The sequence below is a fragment of the Granulicella mallensis genome, from assembly GCF_014203225.1.
GTDB classification, from domain to species: Bacteria; Acidobacteriota; Terriglobia; order Terriglobales; family Acidobacteriaceae; genus Granulicella; species Granulicella mallensis_A.
The window spans coordinates 78833-97917 of record NZ_JACHIO010000015.1 but is presented as its reverse complement, the minus strand read 5'-3'; the positions used below and the strand labels follow the sequence as shown (position 1 = coordinate 97917).

Annotated in this window: 21 protein-coding genes; 8 read left to right on the top strand and 13 right to left on the bottom strand. The window is 59.3% G+C overall.

Annotated elements, in window-relative coordinates; translation table 11 throughout:
* Window positions 1-56: 56 nt before the first annotated feature.
* From HDF15_RS17400 to HDF15_RS17390, 3 genes are all read right to left on the bottom strand, one after another.
* Window positions 57-389 (bottom strand): hypothetical protein, encoded by a 333-nt coding sequence (locus tag HDF15_RS17400; protein WP_184257786.1) that lies wholly within the window; start codon window positions 387-389, stop codon window positions 57-59.
* 164 nt (window positions 390-553) lie between these two features.
* Window positions 554-1009 carry a hypothetical protein gene (locus HDF15_RS17395; RefSeq protein ID WP_184257784.1) on the bottom strand — a complete coding sequence of 152 codons (456 nt, stop codon included), beginning with the start codon at window positions 1007-1009 and terminating at the stop codon, window positions 554-556.
* 336 nt (window positions 1010-1345) lie between these two features.
* On the bottom strand, window positions 1346-2977 hold the full coding sequence (locus HDF15_RS17390) for a protease pro-enzyme activation domain-containing protein (protein WP_184257782.1): 1632 nt from the start codon (window positions 2975-2977) through the stop codon (window positions 1346-1348).
* A 148-nt stretch (window positions 2978-3125) separates the two neighbouring features.
* On the opposite strand from HDF15_RS17390, the gene HDF15_RS17385 reads away from it, so the two are divergent.
* The 3 genes from HDF15_RS17385 (at window position 3126) to HDF15_RS17375 (ending at window position 5278) form a co-directional block, all read left to right on the top strand.
* Entirely contained in the window at window positions 3126-4301 is a 1176-nt protein-coding gene (locus tag HDF15_RS17385; RefSeq protein WP_184257780.1) for a Xaa-Pro peptidase family protein, read from the top strand.
* 382 nt (window positions 4302-4683) lie between these two features.
* Window positions 4684-5100 (top strand): DUF6677 family protein, encoded by a 417-nt coding sequence (locus HDF15_RS17380; protein ID WP_221314485.1) that lies wholly within the window; start codon window positions 4684-4686, stop codon window positions 5098-5100.
* A 4-nt stretch (window positions 5101-5104) separates the two neighbouring features.
* On the top strand, window positions 5105-5278 hold the full coding sequence (locus HDF15_RS17375) for a hypothetical protein (RefSeq protein ID WP_014263905.1): 174 nt from the start codon (window positions 5105-5107) through the stop codon (window positions 5276-5278).
* Between the two features lie 352 nt (window positions 5279-5630).
* Here the strand turns inward: HDF15_RS17375 and HDF15_RS17370 are convergent, their stop codons facing one another.
* From HDF15_RS17370 to HDF15_RS17335, 8 genes are all read right to left on the bottom strand, one after another.
* Entirely contained in the window at window positions 5631-6581 is a 951-nt protein-coding gene (locus HDF15_RS17370) for a type II secretion system protein (RefSeq protein WP_184257776.1), read from the bottom strand.
* Window positions 6581-7252, bottom strand: coding sequence for a hypothetical protein (locus HDF15_RS17365; RefSeq protein ID WP_184257774.1), 672 nt, complete (start codon window positions 7250-7252; stop codon window positions 6581-6583). The genes HDF15_RS17370 and HDF15_RS17365 overlap by 1 nt, the downstream gene beginning before the upstream one ends.
* The gene (locus HDF15_RS17360) at window positions 7249-7986 is read right to left on the bottom strand and encodes a hypothetical protein (protein WP_184257772.1); all 738 of its coding nucleotides are present in this window, start codon (window positions 7984-7986) and stop codon (window positions 7249-7251) included. The genes HDF15_RS17365 and HDF15_RS17360 overlap by 4 nt, the downstream gene beginning before the upstream one ends.
* Complete coding sequence (locus HDF15_RS17355; RefSeq protein ID WP_184257770.1) at window positions 7983-8789, bottom strand: PilN domain-containing protein; 807 nt, start codon at window positions 8787-8789, stop codon at window positions 7983-7985. Before HDF15_RS17355 ends, HDF15_RS17360 begins: the two co-directional genes overlap by 4 nt.
* A gap of 3 nt (window positions 8790-8792) precedes the next feature.
* The gene (locus HDF15_RS17350; RefSeq protein WP_184257768.1) at window positions 8793-9917 is read right to left on the bottom strand and encodes a hypothetical protein; all 1125 of its coding nucleotides are present in this window, start codon (window positions 9915-9917) and stop codon (window positions 8793-8795) included.
* Between the two features lie 247 nt (window positions 9918-10164).
* Complete coding sequence (locus HDF15_RS17345; protein ID WP_014263899.1) at window positions 10165-11799, bottom strand: GspE/PulE family protein; 1635 nt, start codon at window positions 11797-11799, stop codon at window positions 10165-10167.
* Between the two features lie 44 nt (window positions 11800-11843).
* Window positions 11844-13034 (bottom strand): type II secretion system F family protein, encoded by a 1191-nt coding sequence (locus tag HDF15_RS17340; RefSeq protein WP_184257767.1) that lies wholly within the window; start codon window positions 13032-13034, stop codon window positions 11844-11846.
* 226 nt (window positions 13035-13260) lie between these two features.
* Complete coding sequence (locus HDF15_RS17335; RefSeq protein ID WP_184257765.1) at window positions 13261-13638, bottom strand: iron-sulfur cluster assembly accessory protein; 378 nt, start codon at window positions 13636-13638, stop codon at window positions 13261-13263.
* 198 nt (window positions 13639-13836) lie between these two features.
* On the opposite strand from HDF15_RS17335, the gene HDF15_RS17330 reads away from it, so the two are divergent.
* Window positions 13837-14007 (top strand): hypothetical protein, encoded by a 171-nt coding sequence (locus tag HDF15_RS17330; RefSeq protein WP_184257763.1) that lies wholly within the window; start codon window positions 13837-13839, stop codon window positions 14005-14007.
* 137 nt (window positions 14008-14144) lie between these two features.
* Entirely contained in the window at window positions 14145-14426 is a 282-nt protein-coding gene (locus tag HDF15_RS17325) for a hypothetical protein (protein WP_184257761.1), read from the top strand.
* A gap of 66 nt (window positions 14427-14492) precedes the next feature.
* Here the strand turns inward: HDF15_RS17325 and gnd are convergent, their stop codons facing one another.
* On the bottom strand, window positions 14493-15956 hold the full coding sequence (gene gnd / locus HDF15_RS17320; RefSeq protein WP_184257759.1) for a decarboxylating NADP(+)-dependent phosphogluconate dehydrogenase: 1464 nt from the start codon (window positions 15954-15956) through the stop codon (window positions 14493-14495).
* Between the two features lie 301 nt (window positions 15957-16257).
* On the opposite strand from gnd, the gene HDF15_RS17315 reads away from it, so the two are divergent.
* Window positions 16258-17445, top strand: coding sequence for a hypothetical protein (locus HDF15_RS17315; protein ID WP_184257757.1), 1188 nt, complete (start codon window positions 16258-16260; stop codon window positions 17443-17445).
* Here HDF15_RS17315 and HDF15_RS17310 read toward each other — a convergent pair.
* Window positions 17430-18293, bottom strand: a complete 864-nt coding sequence (locus HDF15_RS17310; protein WP_184257755.1) for a prephenate dehydratase domain-containing protein — start codon at window positions 18291-18293, stop codon at window positions 17430-17432. The genes HDF15_RS17315 and HDF15_RS17310 overlap by 16 nt on opposite strands.
* 160 nt (window positions 18294-18453) lie before the next feature.
* On the opposite strand from HDF15_RS17310, the gene HDF15_RS17305 reads away from it, so the two are divergent.
* Both HDF15_RS17305 and HDF15_RS17300 read left to right on the top strand, forming a co-directional pair.
* Window positions 18454-18603, top strand: a complete 150-nt coding sequence (locus HDF15_RS17305) for a lmo0937 family membrane protein (RefSeq protein ID WP_184257753.1) — start codon at window positions 18454-18456, stop codon at window positions 18601-18603.
* Window positions 18604-18695: 92 nt separating this feature from the next.
* Window positions 18696-19001 carry a CsbD family protein gene (locus tag HDF15_RS17300; protein WP_184257751.1) on the top strand — a complete coding sequence of 102 codons (306 nt, stop codon included), beginning with the start codon at window positions 18696-18698 and terminating at the stop codon, window positions 18999-19001.
* The last annotated feature ends 84 nt before the right edge of the window (window positions 19002-19085 follow it).

The following is a 19085-nucleotide window of genomic DNA, read 5'->3' as shown; positions in this document are numbered from 1 at the left end:
TCTGTTTTTACCAACGATTTGAAGGGGAACTCCTGGCCGGGTGCCACATTCATGCATCAGGCGTTCGTTTCCGACCAAGTGTGAAAGGTCGTGTACCTAATTGACCGTGGATTGTCTTCCATTTCTAGTGCTATCTGCACTATATCGGGTTCCATATCTCCTGTTTTCTGCCGCTCGCTAAGTGGTTCTTCATCCTTCACTCCGATCAGGTCTAGAGCAAGATAATCCATAAGCTCTTTTGCTTTTTCTCTGAATTCAAGTGGGTCTGATGCCCACGTAAGAACATTTACGAAGGCCCCGCTCACGTTACCGCTTAAGATTTCTGACCCCGGACGTGGTTTCACTGCCACCATCCCGATCCAAACACTCTTTTCAGTGCTCAGCTCCATAGTTTGCCCCAATCTTTATCCTGGATAGTTATGGTGCGTGCTGGCAGTTAGCCGGGTGCCCATTCAAGCGCGTTCTTTGCGCATGAGCACACTGGCACCGATCCGCTGCCATCCCAATTATTCGGAGTACGTGTGGGTGCCCGCTACCCGAACGTTCACGGCAATTAGATTGGTCCATCACCCGAAAGAAATGCTTCTATGTCGTGAACAGAAACATCCCATTCAGAAATCTTATTTCCTTCTTCGGTTACCACTACTCGATCCTGTATGTACTGGCTCAACTCAGAGACGGAGAAGTTCTTTGGAAGCTGGCGGTACTGGAGGAGTTGGTTTTGAAGGTGAGCCCATTCTCCATCTCGGTATACGCGCCAAATCTCCATATTTGAAGAGGCTTCAGGGTTGTCGTATGAAACCACTAGAGCAACCTTACGACGTCCACCGAGCAGCGCCCCTAGCTCCAGTTTCCAATGAGATTCGTAATCCGCCTTGCTCCATAAAGACAGATTCGCCAGGAAATCTTCTGTCGATCCGTCCAGGATTAAGCATCCCGGCTGTGCCGGGATGCTTGTGTCGTCATAAGGATACTCAAGTTCTTCGTTAGTAAAACCTATTGAAAACATTCTTACCGTCCGATTCAGTTGAAGTTTATATTGGCGGTTGCGAGCCGAACGCCATTTCTATCCGCTGCCTCAAACACTTCGCCTGCTGAGTGGCTCGTGTTCGAAAATGAGAAGTATGCCGGAGCCTCGTAGGTCAGTACATTGAAGTCATGGTAGCGGCGTCGCTTGTATCGCACCTAGCGAAAAACCCCACATTGGCGCCACTCCTCCAATGCGGGGGTCCTTCAGCTACGCTTCAGGATGACGACGAAAAACAGGCAAGAGTTTCTACATAACTTCCCGGGTAGATAGAGAAGGTAGTCGATGCGAGCTCTTGAACTCATCGTGGTACCCGAACTACTTCGTCTTACCTTTCTTGGCTTTCTTCGCGGTTGTGCTCTTCGGCGCGACTGTCTGAATTACCAGGTTCCCCACCGGACTGCCGAGCCCCGTGCAGGCGTCCCAGCCGGGGCCGGCGGAGAAGCTGCCGTTGTTACCCTGTGTGATGTCACGAAAGGCCTTCTTCGCTCCGGCGGCATACAGCGCTGGATTAACGAATCCTGCAGCCACTTTGTTCTGTGCGTTGGCCAGCGCAATCAGTCCCGCCCACAGCGGTGCTACGGCACTGGTGCCGCCGATCACCGTCGTCTCGCTGTCCACGCGAATGGTATAGCCCGTCGAAGGATCAGCATCTCCGGAGACATCGGGAACACCGCGGCCTCCAGCGCTTGTTGTGGGAGCGGGGACGCTGGCGTTCTTCTGCCACGTCGGCAGCGCGAAGACCGTGCTGACGCCGCCGCCGGTCGCGCCTTCGTCGTTGGACGTCTCGTTCCACACCACCTCGCTCGTAATTGTCGAGCCGGAGCCTACTAATTTCGTTCCCCCGCAGGCCAGCACATGCGGAGACGACGCCGGAAAGTCAACGTTGTCTCCCGACGCGCCGTCGCTCGACCCGTTATCTCCAGCCGCCACCGTAATCGTGACGCCCACCGCCGCTGCCGCCTGGCATGCCGCGTCGAGCGCGGTCATCGACTGCTGCGTCCAGCTCGACTCAGGCCCACCCCAGCTGATCGAGATCACGCTCGGCTTGTTCACCGAGTCATGCACCGCTGTCGTAATCGCGTCGATGAATCCCTGGTCTGTATTCGTCGTGAAGTACACCGCGATCTTCGCGCCTGGCGCCACGGCCGCGCAGACTTCGATGTCCAGCATCACCTCGCCATCCGCTCCATTGGCGTTTCCTGGCGTGTTCTTTCCGCCATCGACCGGAACTGCAATCACCGTTGGCGCAGGCAGGCCCAGCGTCTTGAAGTACGCCGTGAGATCCGCCGCGCGATATCCTCCACCAAGCTCGATGATGCCGATCGTCTGGCCCGTGGCCGTGGCTCCGGCGGGAAAGCCATACAGCTGCGCCACCTGCACCGGTGTGTACGAGACGTTCGTGGCACGCGGCTTCGCGATACGAAAGTGGGGCTTTGCCTGCGGGCGATTGTCGAGCCCGAGTACCGCCAGGACGTGCCCGTCTAACTCCGCCGGAAGAGAGATCTCTCCCTCACGCAGCCGGAACTTGCCCTGCTCTGTCGTGTGCTGCACCAGCGAGATCCCAAACGCTTTCTGCATGGCAGCGCAGGTTCCGCTGAGCTGCACCGTGCAACGGCCAGGCTGGGTGATCGGTTCGACCGTAAGACCGAACTCCTTGGCAAACGCCTTCACGAGTCTCACCGAGGCAGGGTCCGCGCCATGTCGCGCGGCAAACTGCGCACGGCTGAGACGAGCGTCCAGCTTGCCCAGACGCTTCGTGTCAAGCGGCTGCTTCGGTGGGACGATGAGGGAGACCCGAATGCGTCCGGGGGCTGGTACCGTCTTTACAGACGTGCTGACCTTCGGGGTTTTCGCGGCTTTGGGATCTCCGGCCGGGACAAACGGCTTCCTTTCGCTTCCCGGTAAAAGTACGCGAGATTGCGAGGCGAAGCGTGATGAAGTGGGCATGTGTTCCTCCTGGCTGGTTGGATGCGTTCAGGCGCAGGTTGTAGAGTGGCTGTTGTTTGTTTTTCATCGTGGCTAAAAACAAACAGCGGCAAGGACAAATGCAACGGCTAACAACAAGAACAGATGAGACTGCTTTAAGATGACATCCATGAACCTCGACGCAATCCAATCCGCTCTGCGCGACCACAACCTCGATGGCTGGCTGTTCTACGATCACCATCACCGTGACCCCATCGCCTACCGTATTCTTGGACTCGACACACAGATGTTCGTCTCACGACGCTGGTATTACTTCATCCCGGCAAAGGGTGAGCCGCAAAAACTGGTGCACCGCATCGAATCCGGCAAGCTCGATGCCGTGCCCGGCGCGAAGCATGAATACTCGTCATGGCAGGAGCTGGAGCGCGAACTGGCGTCGATGCTGAATGGCGCGAAGAAGATCGCCATGCAGTACTCGCCGCGCAACGCCATCATGTACGTCTCGATGGTCGACGCCGGTACGGTCGAAGTGTTGCGCGCCATGGACAAAGAGGTTGTCAGTTCCGCCGATCTGGTCAGCCAGTTCGAGGCCGTGCTGAGTGAAGAGCAGATCGCGACGCACTACGCCGCGCAACAGAAGCTCGATGGCGTACTGACCGCCGGGTGGAAGCGCATCGGCGATGAAGTCCGCGCCGGCCGCAATCCTGATGAGTTCAGCATCATCACCTTCCTCAACCAGGGGATGGAGCGCGAGGGCCTGTGGACCGACCACGGCCCCAACTGCAGCGCCGGGCCGAACTCCGCCGACTCGCACTACGAGCCCTCGCGAGAGAGTTCCCGGACTATCCGCAACGGTGACTTCGTGCTCATCGACATCTGGGCGAAGCTCGCGAACAGGCCCGAGGCGATCTGGTACGACATCACCTGGACCGGCGTCGTCGGCCGCGAGCCAAGTGACCGCGAACAGCTCATCTTCAGCACCGTACGCGATGCCCGCGATGCCGCCATCGCCACCGTGCAGAAGGCCTACACCGAGAACCGTGCCATCGCCGGATGGGAGGCGGATGACGCCGCCCGCAACGTGATTCGCAACGCAGGCTTTGGAGAGTGGTTCACGCATCGCACCGGCCACAATATCGCCATCGAACTGCATGGCAATGGAGCGCACCTCGATAACCTGGAGACGCACGACGAGCGCCTGCTGCTGCCCAACACCTGCTTCTCCGTCGAGCCGGGAATCTACTTCCCCGGCGAGTTCGGCGTGCGCAGTGAGGTCAACATGTTGACGCGCCCGGGCAATGCCGTGGTGACGGGGCCGATGCAGCGGGAGCTGGTACGGATTTGAGGTTGGGGCTTTCGACCATGAGTCGTTAGTTCGTCAAAGAACCAAGACCTTTCACAACAGCGCGAAGCGCAAACCGTGACGCTTTAGCATCGCAGGACGGAGGGAGCCGTGGCCTTTAGGCCACGGAATTAAGGGCAGGTGAGAATTGGGCTTTAGCCCCGGGCCTTTGGTTCGCAGCCGAAAGAAGGCCCGGGCCTAAAGGCCACATCTTTGCTAATCGTCTATTTCCGTAGCCTAAAGGCTACGGCTCCCTCCGTCTCCCTGACGCTAAAGCGTCAGGGAGACGCGCTTCGCGCAATTCGATGAAACATGCTAATCGGCTGTGAAGTTCTTGGGGGCTATAGAGTTCCCGGACAGCCTCTCGCTGATAGAATCAACACCGATGGCAACTGACGCACAGCGCATAACGCAGCGAGTTCCCGGCGAGCGTTCCAACATGCCGGTGATCGCATTGGTACTCGGATGGCTGATTCCCGGAGCAGGACATGCAATCCAGGGCAAATGGATGCGCGGCTTGCTGCTCTTCGTCTCGATCCTCGGCATGTATCTTATCGGGCTGGGCCTGCAGGGCAAGATCTATGTGCCCAATACCGGCGATATCCTGGATATCCTGGGCTTCATCGGGCAACTCGGTCTGGGCTTGCTGTACATGCTGACGCGCCTGTTTGGATGGGGTGCCAGCTCCGTCACCATTACGCTGGGTGACTACGGAACGAAGTTCCTCGTCGTGGGCGGACTCCTGAACATCATCGCCGCAGTCGACGCACACTCGCTGGCTAACGGAAGAAAGGCGTCGTAGGAAAATGCTCACACACTTCAGCGCCGTTCTGCTCTTCTCTCTCTTTACGTCGGTCGTCTTCGGCATTACCCAGCGCACAGAACCCAAGATGATGGTGCGTTTCGGGGCTTATTGCTTCGTGCTCTTCGTCGGCGCAACGATCGTTGCGAGCTGGCTGATGTGGGCGATCAAGCACTAAGGGCAGGTTGCTATTCATCCTCATTCAATTTGATTTGTCAGGCATGTCACCCCATCGCGCATAGCGCGTTCCGTGACGCTTCAGCGTCGCGGAGTCGGAGGGAGCCGTAGCCTTTAGGCTACGGAAATAGAGGCTCAGCAAAGATGTGGCCTTTAGGCCCGGGCTCTCTTTCGGCTGCGAACAAAAGGCCCGGGGCTAAAGCCCGATTCTTGCCTGCTCCTGATTCCGTAGCCTAAAGGCTACGGCTCCTCCGTCTCCGTGACGCTAAAGCGTCACGGAACGCGCTCCGCGCAATTCGAAAACACACTCTAAGTCTTGGGGAATTCCTCTACCGCTCGCTTGCGAAATCCTTCTACTGCGGGAAGGAACTGCCTGGGCTGCTGGAGCCTGGACTGCCAAAGGAACTGGAGCCGCCCGTGGGGCTCGATCCAAAAGAGCTGGTGCCTCCGGGACTCGTACCGCCCGTCGTCGAGCCTGCGCCTGAGTTCGGTTGGCCGCTGGTCGCGCTCTGACCGAAGCTGCTGGCCGACTGCGAACCGATGCCTCCGCCACCCATCAGGTTTGCCATGGCATAGAGCTTCTCGATGCGCGGGTCGTACCAGAACTCCCACGTCTCGTAGGTAGTCTGCTGATTCGGATTCAGAATGGAGTTGCCCGAGCGCGACGGGCCGACACCGTAGATCACGCCACCATTGCTATCGCCAAATATGCCACCGCCGCTGGAACTGCTGGTGCTACTGGAAGAACTGTTGCTGCCGCTGGTACCTGTAGATCCGCCAGCACCTGAACTTCCACCACCAGTGCCTGAGGCTGTACCTGCACCGGGCGAGGGGGCAAAGCCAGCACCCAGTGCCGGAACCGACCCACCCGGCGTGCCGCCGATGCCCGAAGCCAACCCTGCCGCCGATCCCAGGCCCCCTGCAGCCAATCCGGCGAGCTCCTGCCCGAACGGAATCTTGATCGTCGTCTTCGGCTGATGAATCAGCCGCCAGTCAGATTTCCCGGTCAGGGGATCGATGTACCTCTGGCGCAGGAAACGGACGGTCGTGCTCTTCTCCAGGGCATCCATGGACGGCGGATAGGAGGTGCACTTGCACGAGCGCTGATAGAGCCGGATCGCCCGCACATACTGCTCGGCACGACGCTCGCTCTCCAACTCTTTGTCGCGGCGCAGATCGCGCGCGACCACAGGAGCGGCGACCGACAGCGCAATCAGGATCAGCGCCGCCATCACCACGACGGCCAGCAGCATGAAACCGGCTTCGTCCTGCCGCCTGCGATCGAGTTGGAGTGTGGGCTTCATCAGTTCATCTGCAAAGGAAGCGTCTGCGTGTTGTTGTTCTGCAGGTCCATCACCTGGATGGAATTGGCTGCAATACTGACGATCTTATACTTGCGCCCGACGATATCGCCCTGCGACGCAATATAGACGTCCTCACCTTGTAAAAGGAAAGCCTGCACCAGGCTGTTCGCGTGCTTTACCGTTCCGAAAAACTTGAGGTTGATCGGCGGACAGGTGGGCGGGCACGTCGGCGGGGGTGGCGGAGGTGGGGGTGGAAGCACCGGTCCCTTGTTGGCGGGGCGGGCAGAGAATTTGCTGACGGCCATCGGCGGCGGGGGCGGCGTATAGAGCGCCGAGAAGATGTTGCGGCCGGTACCCGAGTATTCCAGGCTCTCGGTGCGCAGCATGGCTGTCTGATCGAGTGTAGGGTCGAGGCTCGAAGAGGTGCTCGCCAGCTTCGTCGCGGCAACACCCGGAGCGTTGCCACCCGGCACAACGGGCTGCGCGCTGGAGCCTGAGGCCGAAGTCGAATGAGCCCCCCCGGCGGGCACAATGACAGGCGGCGCGGCTGGAGGAGGCGTGCCTGACCCGCCAAAGAGCTGGATGCAGGCGTAGATTACGCACCCAAGCGCCACCGCGCCCAGAGAGGTTGCCGCAATTGTCTTCTTGCGATCGTTGGAGGTGGCCTTCATCGCTTCCCTCCCCTGGCTGCGAAGTTCGGGGTTGCAGGGGCTGTGACAGGCACAGGTTCAGGCTCAACTGCGGATTTACTGTCATTGGGGATCGGCAGATCCGCAGTCATATCGTCACCGTTCGGCTGGCGCAGCCAGGTCGTCAGGCGGATACGCAGATTCACCTGCCCGGTCTGCTGGCCGGTCAGGTTGATGCCGTTGATGACGAAAAACATCTTATCCCGCTCCACGGCGTTGATGAACTGCACGATTGGGCGGTAGTCGCCAGAGACGCTGGCGTCCACATGCATCTCGGTAAGAGCGTCGGCACCAGAGAGCGCGGGAGTATAGGAATATTGCGCGCGACTCCAGCGAACACCCTCGCGATGGGTCAATGCACCCACCTCGGCAGCCACCTGCGAGGTGGCGTACGGCAGGCGCTTCGCGTAGAACGCGTCCGCCACCTTGGTTGAGTCGACCAGCTTCGCGTCGAGCCCGCGCAGCGGCTTGGCTTGAAGCTCGGCAGTCTTCAGCGCGATGCCCTGTTGCGCAAGGGCTTCCTCGTTGTGCGCCTTCAAGGCCTGTCCAACGAGAACGAGGTGGATGATCAGGTAGAGATCGAGGATCACCAGCACCGCAACGCCGGCGTAGTGAAGATTCATCGTCGTAATCAGCGCGCGAGCCCGTGCGGTAAGTTGCGGAACCTGGCGCAGGAAGGACGACTGATTTGGAGGAACAATAGCGGTTGTACTCATCGCGCACCTCCCTGCTGCGGAATCAAAGGATGCGCCGGTTGCCCGGTTGAGGGCCGCGGAGCGACATACGGTTTCAGCACAACACCGTCATGCGGGCCAGGCTTCACCGTGTGAGACTTCGCATGCGTACCCGCCCCGCCAACCGAAGTCTTTGCGCCGGACGCATCCGAGCTATCTTTCGCGGCTTTGGACTTGGTATAGGTCTGCCCTTCAGGCAGAGGGTTGTAGTTGGCGAGAATCTCAAACTCGACACCAGGCGTCACCCCGGCCAACATGGGAGCTCCGTTCCCCTCTTTGGCCTGCGAGTTTTCGCTGCTCAAATGCGGCGCGAGAAAGCGCTTCGAGCGCTCCAGGTTGCGCACCAGCAGGATCGCTTTGTCGCGGTCACCGGAGACGCGGAGCCGGATGATGACATCCCCCTCGGCCGTCGGCTGCGGTTCGATCGAGGTCACCTGCACCCCCACCGGAAGCACGGTTTCGAGATCCATCATGACCGCCGTCCACGAGAAGCTCTTGCGCAGAAAGACTGCGTTCAGGAAGTGCGAGCGGTCAAGCACGGCAGCGTTCACCGGCTGGTGCATGCGCCTCTCGTTATTCTGCTTCTCCTGCTGCATAGCGACAGTACGATTGACCAATCGGTTCATCTGCACCTGGGCGCGATCCAGGTTCTTCTGCAAAGAGTGGGCGGTAATGACAAGCCCCACGGCAACCAGCACGAGCACGCCCATCAGGATACGCAGGCGCAGGAAGAACGGCCGAAGTTCGACAAAGGGCCGCGAAGCGAGATTGACGGAGATACGCATGATTTAGCCTCGCAACGCTCCCGTCACACCTGCCAGCCAGCCTCGTGGAACTGCAGCCGTAACCGCCTCGGACAGCAGGTCTGCAGGCTCGACCAACTCACGCACGCGCAGGCCCTCGGCTTGCGCCAGGCCATGGTCCGCGAGGATACGGGTGAGCGCATCGCTCCCCAAAGGTCCGGCGCTCAGGATGCCTGACGGCATCGCGGCCAGCGTGTCTTCAAAGTAGGCAACCGCTACGCTGACCGCCTGCGCAACCTCTTCTCCCAGCACGATGGGGGCGGACAGACCAAGGGTAGCAAGAGGTTCATGTGCCACAGGCTCGCTGGCATAGGGATTGCGGCCATGCTCCGGCAGCGGCTCCTGTGCTGCCCACTCCTCGGCAGTTTCATAGACATCCACCAGAGGAAGCGGGGGGATCGTTGATTCGAAGATCTCGGAAGGCAGATTGGCAGGAACCCCTACCGCGGTCTCCTGTAGGTCGACGCTGCGATGCAGCATCAGGATTCCGCTGCGCACGATCGCCGCCGTTACACCGAACTTGTTGGCATTGACCAGGAGGACAGGGTTCTCGTCGTCGACGGCGGCCAGCGCAGCCAGCGTACTTGGAATCACAGCGCCCGGCTCAAAACCGGCCTCGCGCGCGACGGACTCATACTCGCTGAGCACATCGCGAGGAATCGCCACCGCCAGCACACGCACGATGGTCTTACTGGTGCTCATGATCTGATAGGTCACCATCGCGTCATCGGCGTCGAAGGGCAGCATCTTTTTCAGGCGAAAGCGCACGATGGGCAGCGCATCGGCCAGGCGCGCGGGCAGGGTGTCGAAGTCCAGCAGCAGCACGCGGACGGCGGCATCGGGGATGACCACCGTAATATTGCCGTCGCGAGAGTGGGCACGTTCGCCGATGCTTTCGAGGGTGCGGCGAATCGCCTCAACGACGGCGACGCGGTCAGCGATATTGCCGGGCTTGAGGCTGGGGGTAACCGCACCGGCTGCAAGCTCCACTCGGGCCACCGCCGCAAGCGGGCTAATCGCCTCGACCGATCGAGCAGCAACGACGCCCTGTGCGGCGATCTCGCAGGCCACACGCGGACGGGCTCCAGAGGCTTTGGGAAAGAGATTCATTGAGACTCTAACTAGAGTACCTTGCGGGGTGGATTTAGTGGCAACGCTATGCGTGTTGGACGTATCGGAACGGACAGGGTTTAGCGAAAAATGCAGCTTCCCTCAATCAAATTAGTGGAGAAGAACAAACAACAGCAAAATTTGACGCAAAGTTCGCAAAGAAAAGAGCCAAGTTTCGCCACGACGCCCGTGGCGAAACTTGGCTTCCCTTTGCGAACTTTGCGTCAAAGCCTTTAACGATGCTGCCCTACCGCCCGGTCTCGATAAACGTGACCTTGTTGATCTCTTTCAGCGTCGTAATGCCGTCGCGGACACGTTCCAACGCCGAGTCGCGCAGGAATGCCATCCCCTTGGCCTTGGCCTTCTTACGAATCTCCGACCCAGGACGCTTTTCGAGCAGCATCTCGCGAATCTCATCGTCGAGTTCCAGCAGCTCGTGGATCGCCGAACGGCCGCGATAGCCCGTTCCACCGCACTCAATGCAGCCGGGGCCCTCTTTGAAGACGACGTCGCGCCACTCCGAGGGTCGCAGTCCGTTCTCTTCGAGCTGGGCATCGTTGTAATGCACATCCTGAACGCAGAACTCGCAGACCTGGCGCACCAGCCGCTGGGCCAGGATGCAGTTGAGCGCGGAGACGAAGTTGTACGGCTCGACGCCCATGTTCAGGAAGCGTCCCAGCACGTCGACCACGTTGTTCGCGTGGACGGTCGTAAACACAAGGTGGCCCGTGAGCGCGGAGTTGATGGCGATCTGTGCCGTCTCAGCGTCGCGGATCTCACCGACCAGGATCTTGTCCGGGTCATGACGCAGAATCGAACGCAGGCCGCGGGCGAAGGTGAGGCCCTTCTTCTCGTTGACCGGGATCTGCGTGATGCCGCGAATCTGGTACTCGACCGGGTCTTCGATGGTGATGATCTTGTCTTCTTCCGACTTGATCTCGTTGAGCGCGGCGTAGAGGGTAGTCGTCTTACCCGAACCGGTCGGCCCGGTCACGAGCACCATGCCGTACGGCTCCTTGATGTAGCGGCGAAAGCGCGTCAGGTCCTTCTCCGCAAAGCCGACGACATCGAGCGACAGCTTGGTGAACTTCTCCGACATCGACTCTTTATCGAGTACGCGGAGCACAGCGTTTTCGCCATGCACAGTCGGCATGATGCTGACACGGAAGTCGATGAGGCGGCCCTTGTAGCGGACGCGGAAACGGCCGTCCTGCGGAACGCGACGCTCGGCGATGTCGAGCTCGCTCATGATCTTGATACGCGACAGGATCGTCTGATGATGCTCGCGCGCGATCGGCGCCATCGCCTGCTGCAGCACACCGTCGATGCGGTACTTGACCAGCAGCGAGTCGTCGAAGGTTTCGAGATGGATATCCGACGCGCGCCGTTCGAGTGCGGTAAAGATCGTCGTGTCCACCAGGCGGATGATCGGCGAGATATCGTCGTCGGCCGTCAGCTTTTCGATCGAGATGTTCTCGTCGGCGTTCTCTTCGCTGGAGACGACGTCGAAGGCCAGGCCTTCGGTCGCCTCGTCCAGCACGCGCTGCGACTGCTCGGTCTTCTTGAGCAGATCGGTAATCTGGCTGAGCGTCGCAACCCGGGTGACAATCCTCGTTCCCAGCAGGCCGGAGATCTCGTCGATGACCATCAGCTTCGACGGGTCGGAGAGCGCGATGGACAGGCGTCCCTCGCTCTGCTCCAGCGGCACGAAGCTGTAGCGGAACATCAGGTCCACGGGCACGGACTTGAAGAGATCGTGCTGAATCTTGAAGTTCTTCAGGTCAACGAACTCCGCATGGTAGCGGCGCGCCAGCATCTGCGCGCGCTCGGCCTCGGAGAGAGCATCGTTGCTGTAAGGGACAGCGACAGGGATGGTTGCCATAAGGATTGGACTCGCTGAATTGAATTTCGTGGGGACTTCTTTGTCTATCCCGTACCGTTCAGGCTGAAGATCGGCTCGTACAGGGCGATCATGATCACCACGACGACCACACCCATCACGATAAGGATGACGGGCTCAATCATACTCATAATGGCGGCGAGGCTGGTTTGAACGTCCTCTTCGAAGAACTCGGCGACGGAGTTCAGCATCTGCGGCAGCGCGCCGGTGCTCTCGCCGACTTCGATCATCTCGATCGCCAACTCGGGAAAAACTCCCGTTTTGTTCAGGCTGGAGGCGAGGCCCTTGCCTTCGCGGACGGTTTCGACCGAGCTGTAGACCGCCTTAGCGATCTGCCGCGAATCGATGGACCGGGCCGCCGTCTCGAGACTTGGAACCAGCGGCAGGCCGCCGGTGAGCAGCGTCGAAAGCGTACGCGAAAACAGGCCGACCTGATACTTTAACCAGACCTTGCCGAAGATCGGCATGGCCACGCGAATCTTATCGATAGTCGTGGCACCGGAGTCGGTCTTGGACCAGCGGACGAGCAGGTAGCCGATGAGGATCAGGACCGGGAGGATATAGAGGCCGTAGTGCTGCACATCCTGTCCCAGCGCGAGCATGAAGAGCGTCAACGCGGGCAGCTTGGTGCCGAGCTGGTCATAGAGCTGCGCAAAACGCGGAACTACGAATGTAATCAGGAAGATAAACAGCCCGATCACCATGACGATGAGGAAGGCCGGATAGATCAGCGAGGCCTTCAGCTTCTTGCGGAAGGTCAGCGAGACGCGCTGGAAGTCGAGAAAGCGCTGCAGGACCTCTTCGAGGTTGCCGGAACGCTCGCCGGCCAGCAGCGTCGTGGTGTAGACCAGCGGAAAGCTGCCCTGCGCCTCAAAGGCCGAGGAGATGGACTCACCCGTCTTGATGCGGGAGGTGACATCTTCCAGCTGGGCCTGGAAGCTCTCTTCTTTCTGTCGTTTAGCGAGCAGGTCCAGCGAGCTGAGGATCGGCAGGCCGGCGCGGATCAGCGTGAGGAACTGCTGATTGAAGACCAGAAAGATGTCGAGCTTGACCTTCTTCTTGCTGCCGCTGTTCAGCGCGGAACGCGCTTTGACGGAGTAAACCAGGTAACCCGCCTGCGTAAACCGCGCGCGCAACTCCTCGGCGGTAGCTGCAGAGTGAGTCTGCTCCTGGACGCGGCCACGGTCGTCGGCGAGTTTGATGGTGAATTCGGTCATTGCAATGAACTGTCTTTACAGCTTAGACGGTCGAGTCTTGATTTGGCACATCGAGAGTTTAATGGGAGGCCGAAGTAATTTGGTGAATCGATAGTTCAATGAAGAATGGGGCGCGAAGCGCTATGGGGCCACACTCATTCACCAACTAACCCAAAGGATTCAGGATTAAAACGACAGACGGCCTCGCCGTGGCGAGACCGTTTGTAAATCCAAAATTGCGAACCAGCTACACGCTGAAGCTCGAACCGCAGCCGCAGGTGCTCTTCACCTGGGGGTTCTCGAACTTGAAGCCGGCGGCCTCAAGAGTCTCCACGTAGTCCACTGTGCAGCCGTTCAGGTACATCGCGCTGGTCGCATCGATGAAGACCTTCAGGTCGTCGAAACGGACAACCTTGTCCATCATGCCGGAGGCGTTCTCAAACGACATGGAGTACTGGAAACCGGAGCATCCGCCACCGACAACACCGATGCGCAGACCGGCAGGAATCGGATCCTGCGTAGCCATGATCTCCTTCACCTTCACGATAGCGGAGGGGGTCAGGACAACGGGAGTCGAGGGTGCGGGAGCGTTGACGACCTCGGGGGTAACGGCGGCAGTAGCCATGGCTTTCATCTCCTTACGGGTGGTTTGCGGATGGGAAAAGCACCCATACACAAGATCCAATATCAAGTGTAGTCGTCAAACAGTGCCCCGGCAAGAGCATCGACGTCACTGAGGGGATTGGATGCCGCAAAAACCAGGAGGATGCGCCCTATCCGGCATCTCACGGAAACGATGTATTTATCAGGGTAGAATCGGGCCATGCGACTGCTGGATGCCCTGGCTTCGGCCTTCATCAACACCTTTGGCATCACCCAGCCGAGCGAGCAGACCCGTCGCCACGCCTCGTGGTTCATCCTCGGGCTACTGGTGATCGCCCTGGCGGTGGTCGTCGCCGTCGGCATGGTGCTGTACCACTTCATGCACAGCTAAAAAAATTCCAGCCAATTTAGCTTTTCCAGGCGTATAGTTTCGGGTCAAGCCCTGCCTACCCTCCGGCTGCGTGTCTCTAACGGAGCCGCCCGGTATCCCGGACCAGATTGTCACATACAGTTCTGGGGGAAAATACCATGGATGCACTTCAGATTATGATCGCCTTCTGGAGCCTACTGGTCATCGGCTTTATCGGCCTGATGATCTACCGCGCCCACCTTACGCATTACGAAACAGATCAACTCTTCCTCAACGAGGAGAGCGGGCCATCCTCCCTTCACCGGGAGAATGACGAGATCATTCGCCGTGTCAACTTCATTCAACCCATCTGCAAAGGTGTCGGCGGAGTCACCGTATTGATGACCCTGCTGATCATCGGTGTCTATGCCGCTGAAGTGATACCGACCATGCACTTCTAAACGAAAACATTGGACGATTGAAGAAGGGCACGGTTCTACCATGCCCTTCTTCAAACAGATTGCCGTTTACGCGTTATAGGTAGACGACGAAACCCTGCCGCCGCGGCCCGTCCAGTTGGTGTGGAAGAACTCGCCGCGCGGCTTGTCGGTACGCTCGTAGGTGTGCGCGCCGAAGAAGTCGCGTTGTGCCTGGAGCAGGTTCGCCGGCAGCCGGGCCGTCCGGTAGCCATCGTAGAACGCCAGCGCCGTGGAGAACGCAGGCGTCGGAATGCCCAATTCAATCGCGACCACCAGCGCCTTGCGCCAGCTTTCCTGGTACTTGTTCAGGACGCCGGAGAAGAAGTCGTCCATCAGCAGGTTCTCGAGCTTCGGGTTCTTGTCGTAGGCGTCCTTGATCTTGCCGAGGAACTGCGAGCGGATGATGCAGCCGCCGCGCCACATCAGCGCCACGCCGCCCATGTTCAGGTTCCAGCCCTGCTCCTTGCCCGCCTCGCGCAGCAGCATGTAACCCTGTGCGTAGCTGATCATCTTCGAGCAGTACAGCGCACGCCGCACATTCTCGATGAACTCCTTCTGGTCGCCGGTAAACTTGCCCGCAGTCGCAGGGCCGGAGAGGATCTTCGACGCCTCCACACGCTCGTCCTTCAAGGCTGACAGGCAGCGCGCAAAGACGCTCTCACCGATCAGCGTCACGGGCATGCCCAGGTCCAGCGCGGAGATCGCCGTCCACTTGCCCGTGCCCTTCTGTCCTGCCGTGTCGAGAATCTTGTCGACCAGCGGCTGGCCATCCTCGTCCTTCTTCCCGAAGATGATCGCGGAGATCTCGATCAGGAAGCTGTCGAGTTCGCCCTTGTTCCACTCGGTAAAGATCTCGGCAAACTGGTCGGCCGTGAGGCCCAGGCCGTCCTTCAGCAACTGGTAGGCCTCGCCGATCAACTGCATGTCGCCGTACTCGATGCCGTTGTGGACCATCTTCACGTAGTGGCCCGCTCCGCCTTCGCCGACCCAGTCGCAGCAGGGCGTTCCGTCTTCCACCTTGGCCGCAATGGCCTGGAATATCTCCTTCACCGCAGGCCAGGCCGCAGGATCGCCGCCAGGCATGATCGACGGGCCGAAGCGCGCACCCTCTTCGCCACCCGAGACGCCGGTGCCGATGTAGTGCAGCCCCTTCGCCGCCAGTTCTTTGGTGCGGCGGTTCGAATCGGTAAACAGCGAGTTGCCGCCGTCGATGATGATGTCGCCCTGTTCGAGGTGCGGCACGATGCTTGCGATGGTCTGGTCGACCACATCGCCGGCCTTCACCATGATCATGACGCGGCGGGGCGACTTGAGCTTGCTGCACAGCTCTTCGATCGAGTGCGCGCCCTCTACCTGCGTTCCCTTCGCCTCGTCGGCGAGAAACTCATCGACCTTGGACGTGGTGCGGTTGAAGACCGCCACCTTGTAACCGTGGTCGTTCATGTTCAGGACAAGGTTCTGTCCCATCACCGCCAGGCCGATCAGGCCAATGTCACAGTTTGCGCTTGCCATCAGATTCTCCTGCCCGTCTGCCATGAGTGGCCGGGCTTGTTGTCTTGATTGATAGGTGTAAGTGCTCTCTGCATCCTAGAGAAGAAGTAAGACTTCTGTCTATTCCGGTAAGACAGGCGAGCGGCAATACGCCACAGAATCTCAGCGAACGCCACACACCGTTGGATGCCGTTGTGCCGCACCCTCTATGAAACCGCTTTACCGTAACTGTTCCGAACAACGAATGTAAAGGCGCATGTTTCTACAGGAACGAAAAAACGCGCTGTCATCGGCAGAAACATCCTCGCGATACACTTGCGCCATGATTCGGCGACCTGTGGGTGTAGTGGTTTCAGCAATTGTGCTCAGCCTGGCAGCTGCAATGTTGTGCCTGATGGCGGGCATATCGGTACTGGGGACTGTCATGGCGCGGCATATGCCCGTAACGGTGGAGGCTCCAGGCATGGCTTCGCAGCCCGGCTTCCTGCTGGGCTTCATGATCTTCGCCATACTCTTTTATCTCGCGCTGGCGGCGTGGGCCATTGCCACGGTTGTGGGACTGTTCCGCATGCGGAGCTGGGCGCGCATCTCGATCATGATCATTGGCGGCGGCCTGGCGGCGATCGGCCTCTTCTCCACCCTTATGAGCATGGCCATGCCACACATCATGAAGTCCATGCCCCCGACCCCGGGAGCAGACCCGACCATGATGCGTATCGTCTTCATCGTCTTCGCGGTGATGTGGCTGCTCATAGCCGCTATCGGCCTGTGGTGGCTGGTGTACTTTGCATTGCGCAACACACGGGAAGCCTTTGCCCAGGCTAAAGATCAACAGGGCCTGCCAACGACGGGCACAGGCATGGCTGCTGCTTATCCTGCTCCTGCCTATCCCCCACCCACATCGCCGCTCACTGATTTCACCGTTGCACGCCCTCTTCCCCAGGAGCCGCTTCAGGTGCCGCTCATAGTCCCGGCAGAGATGTATCCGCAGCCCGTCACAGCGGCTCCGCTACGGCCCGCATCCGCACGCCCGATCTCGATCACCGTCATCGCTGTCCTCCTGCTTCTCGGACTTGGCGTAACGCTGATCGCAGCGTTGCTGCCCTTTCCCGCGTTTCTCTTCGGCGTGATCTTATCGGGCTGGACAAGCCATGTAACGTATCTGGTCCTCGCCTGCCTTTCGGGATTCGCCGGCGTTGGCCTGCTCAAGCTGCAAAAGCCCGCGTGGATGCTGACTTTTGCGCTTTATGTCGTTGGACTCTTGAATGTTCTGACGATGCTGCTGCCCAGCGCTCGCCAGCGGCTGCTCGACTACCAGCAAATGCTGTCGCACAAAATGGGCATGCCATCGACCGTCTTCAGCCAGAACCCTGCCTTCATGAACATCTCTCTTTCCCTAAGCATGGCCTTCGATGTGCTCGTCATCGCAACATTGATGGTGCTGCTGTGGAGAGCTCGCGGGGCCTTCGAGCCAGAACCTGCACGCAGCAACGATCACGCGGCAGAATAGCGGCCCAGCTCCTTCACCATGCTGCAGTCCCTCTTCAGGGCGAGCAGGGCGGCGTCCGCGTTGGCGGCATCCGTAAAGCGAAAGTCCACATAGAAGACGTACTCCCAGGGCTTGCCCGGCACCGGTCGCGACTCGATCTTGGTGAGATCGACGCCCGCCTCGGCGAGCCGCTGCAGCGCGGCCACCAGCGTGCCGGGACGATGCTGAAGAGCAAACGCGACGCTGAGTTTATCGGCCTGCTTCAGCCCTCCGGGACGGGGAGCGTCCGCTCGCTGCAGCAGATGAAAGCGCGTGTAGTTCTCGGTGTGATCTTCAATGCCCGCAACCAGAATCTCCGCGCCGTACTCCTTTGCGGCAAGCTCCGGAGCGACGCCCGCCGTATCGCGCAGGCCCTTCTCCATAATGTGTTTCACACTGCCCGCGGTGTCGTAGAACGGCAGTGCATGGACCCTGTCCAGCGTCGCGAGGTAGTGACGGCACTGCGACAGCGCTACCGGATGCGAGAGCACGGAATGAATGCCCGCCATCCGGACGCCCGGAGCGACGATCAAATTGTGCCGAATGCGCAGCAGGCTCTCGCGGTCAATGCGGACGGGATATTCAAGCAGCAGATCGTAGTGCTCGGCGACCGAGCCATGCAGGCTATTTTCGATCGGCAACACGGCCCCATCGACCTCTTTCAACAGCACGGCTTGAATGACCTCAGCCGATACACTGCAGGGCACGACTTCCACGGCTCCCAGCATCGCCAGAGCAGCCATGTGGCTGTTGGAGCCGCACTCCCCCTGGATGGCAATACGTTGTATCGACGGGGTTTGGGGGCGAGACGTCTTGGAAATTAGCGGCATGGGGCAACCCCTGAAAAATTCGGCATTTAACTATCTCCTGCCGAAGGACAACCTCGGCCCACTACCCGGCAACTTACCATAACGTGCGCCGGTAAAACTGCCGGCGTCGCAACGGCTAACGATTTATCGCCGTCACGAAAAATTCCAGGAGACAAACATCATGCTTTGGACTATCACGATCGTTCTCGTCATTCTCTGGCTTCTCGGATTCGTTGGATTCCACTTACTTGGCGCATGGATCCATCTTCTACTCGTATTAGCCGTGATCATTCTTATCTTCAACCTGCTTTCGAGCCGCAGGGGTCTCTAGTAATACCCAGCATCCAGTTTAAGACCAGCCGGGGATGAGCGCGAGTTTGTGGCCTTATCCCCTCCAGGATTTTTCAACGAAGGAGCACTGTTATGAGCACAACTACAAGCGATAGCACCATCAAGGGTAAATTCGACGAAGTTGCCGGCAAGATCAAACAGGGTGTCGGTGAAACCTTCAACGATCAGAAGCTGGCCAACAAGGGCACAGCCCAGCAGATCAAAGGACATGCGGAACAAGCCTGGGGATCGGTGAAAGAAGCGGCCCACGACACGCATGAACGCAATAAGCCGGCGGCGGAGCAGACAGCGCATGATGTTCGCGAAAACCTGACCTCGGCTGCACGGAACGTGAAGGAAAGCATCCAGAACGCAGCCGACAAGCACAAGAATCGCTAGGGCTTGCCAGAGCTTTGGATAAACACAAACTGAAAGGGGGCATGGCCAAAGCCATGCCCCCTTTCAGTTTTCAATCTCTAAAGC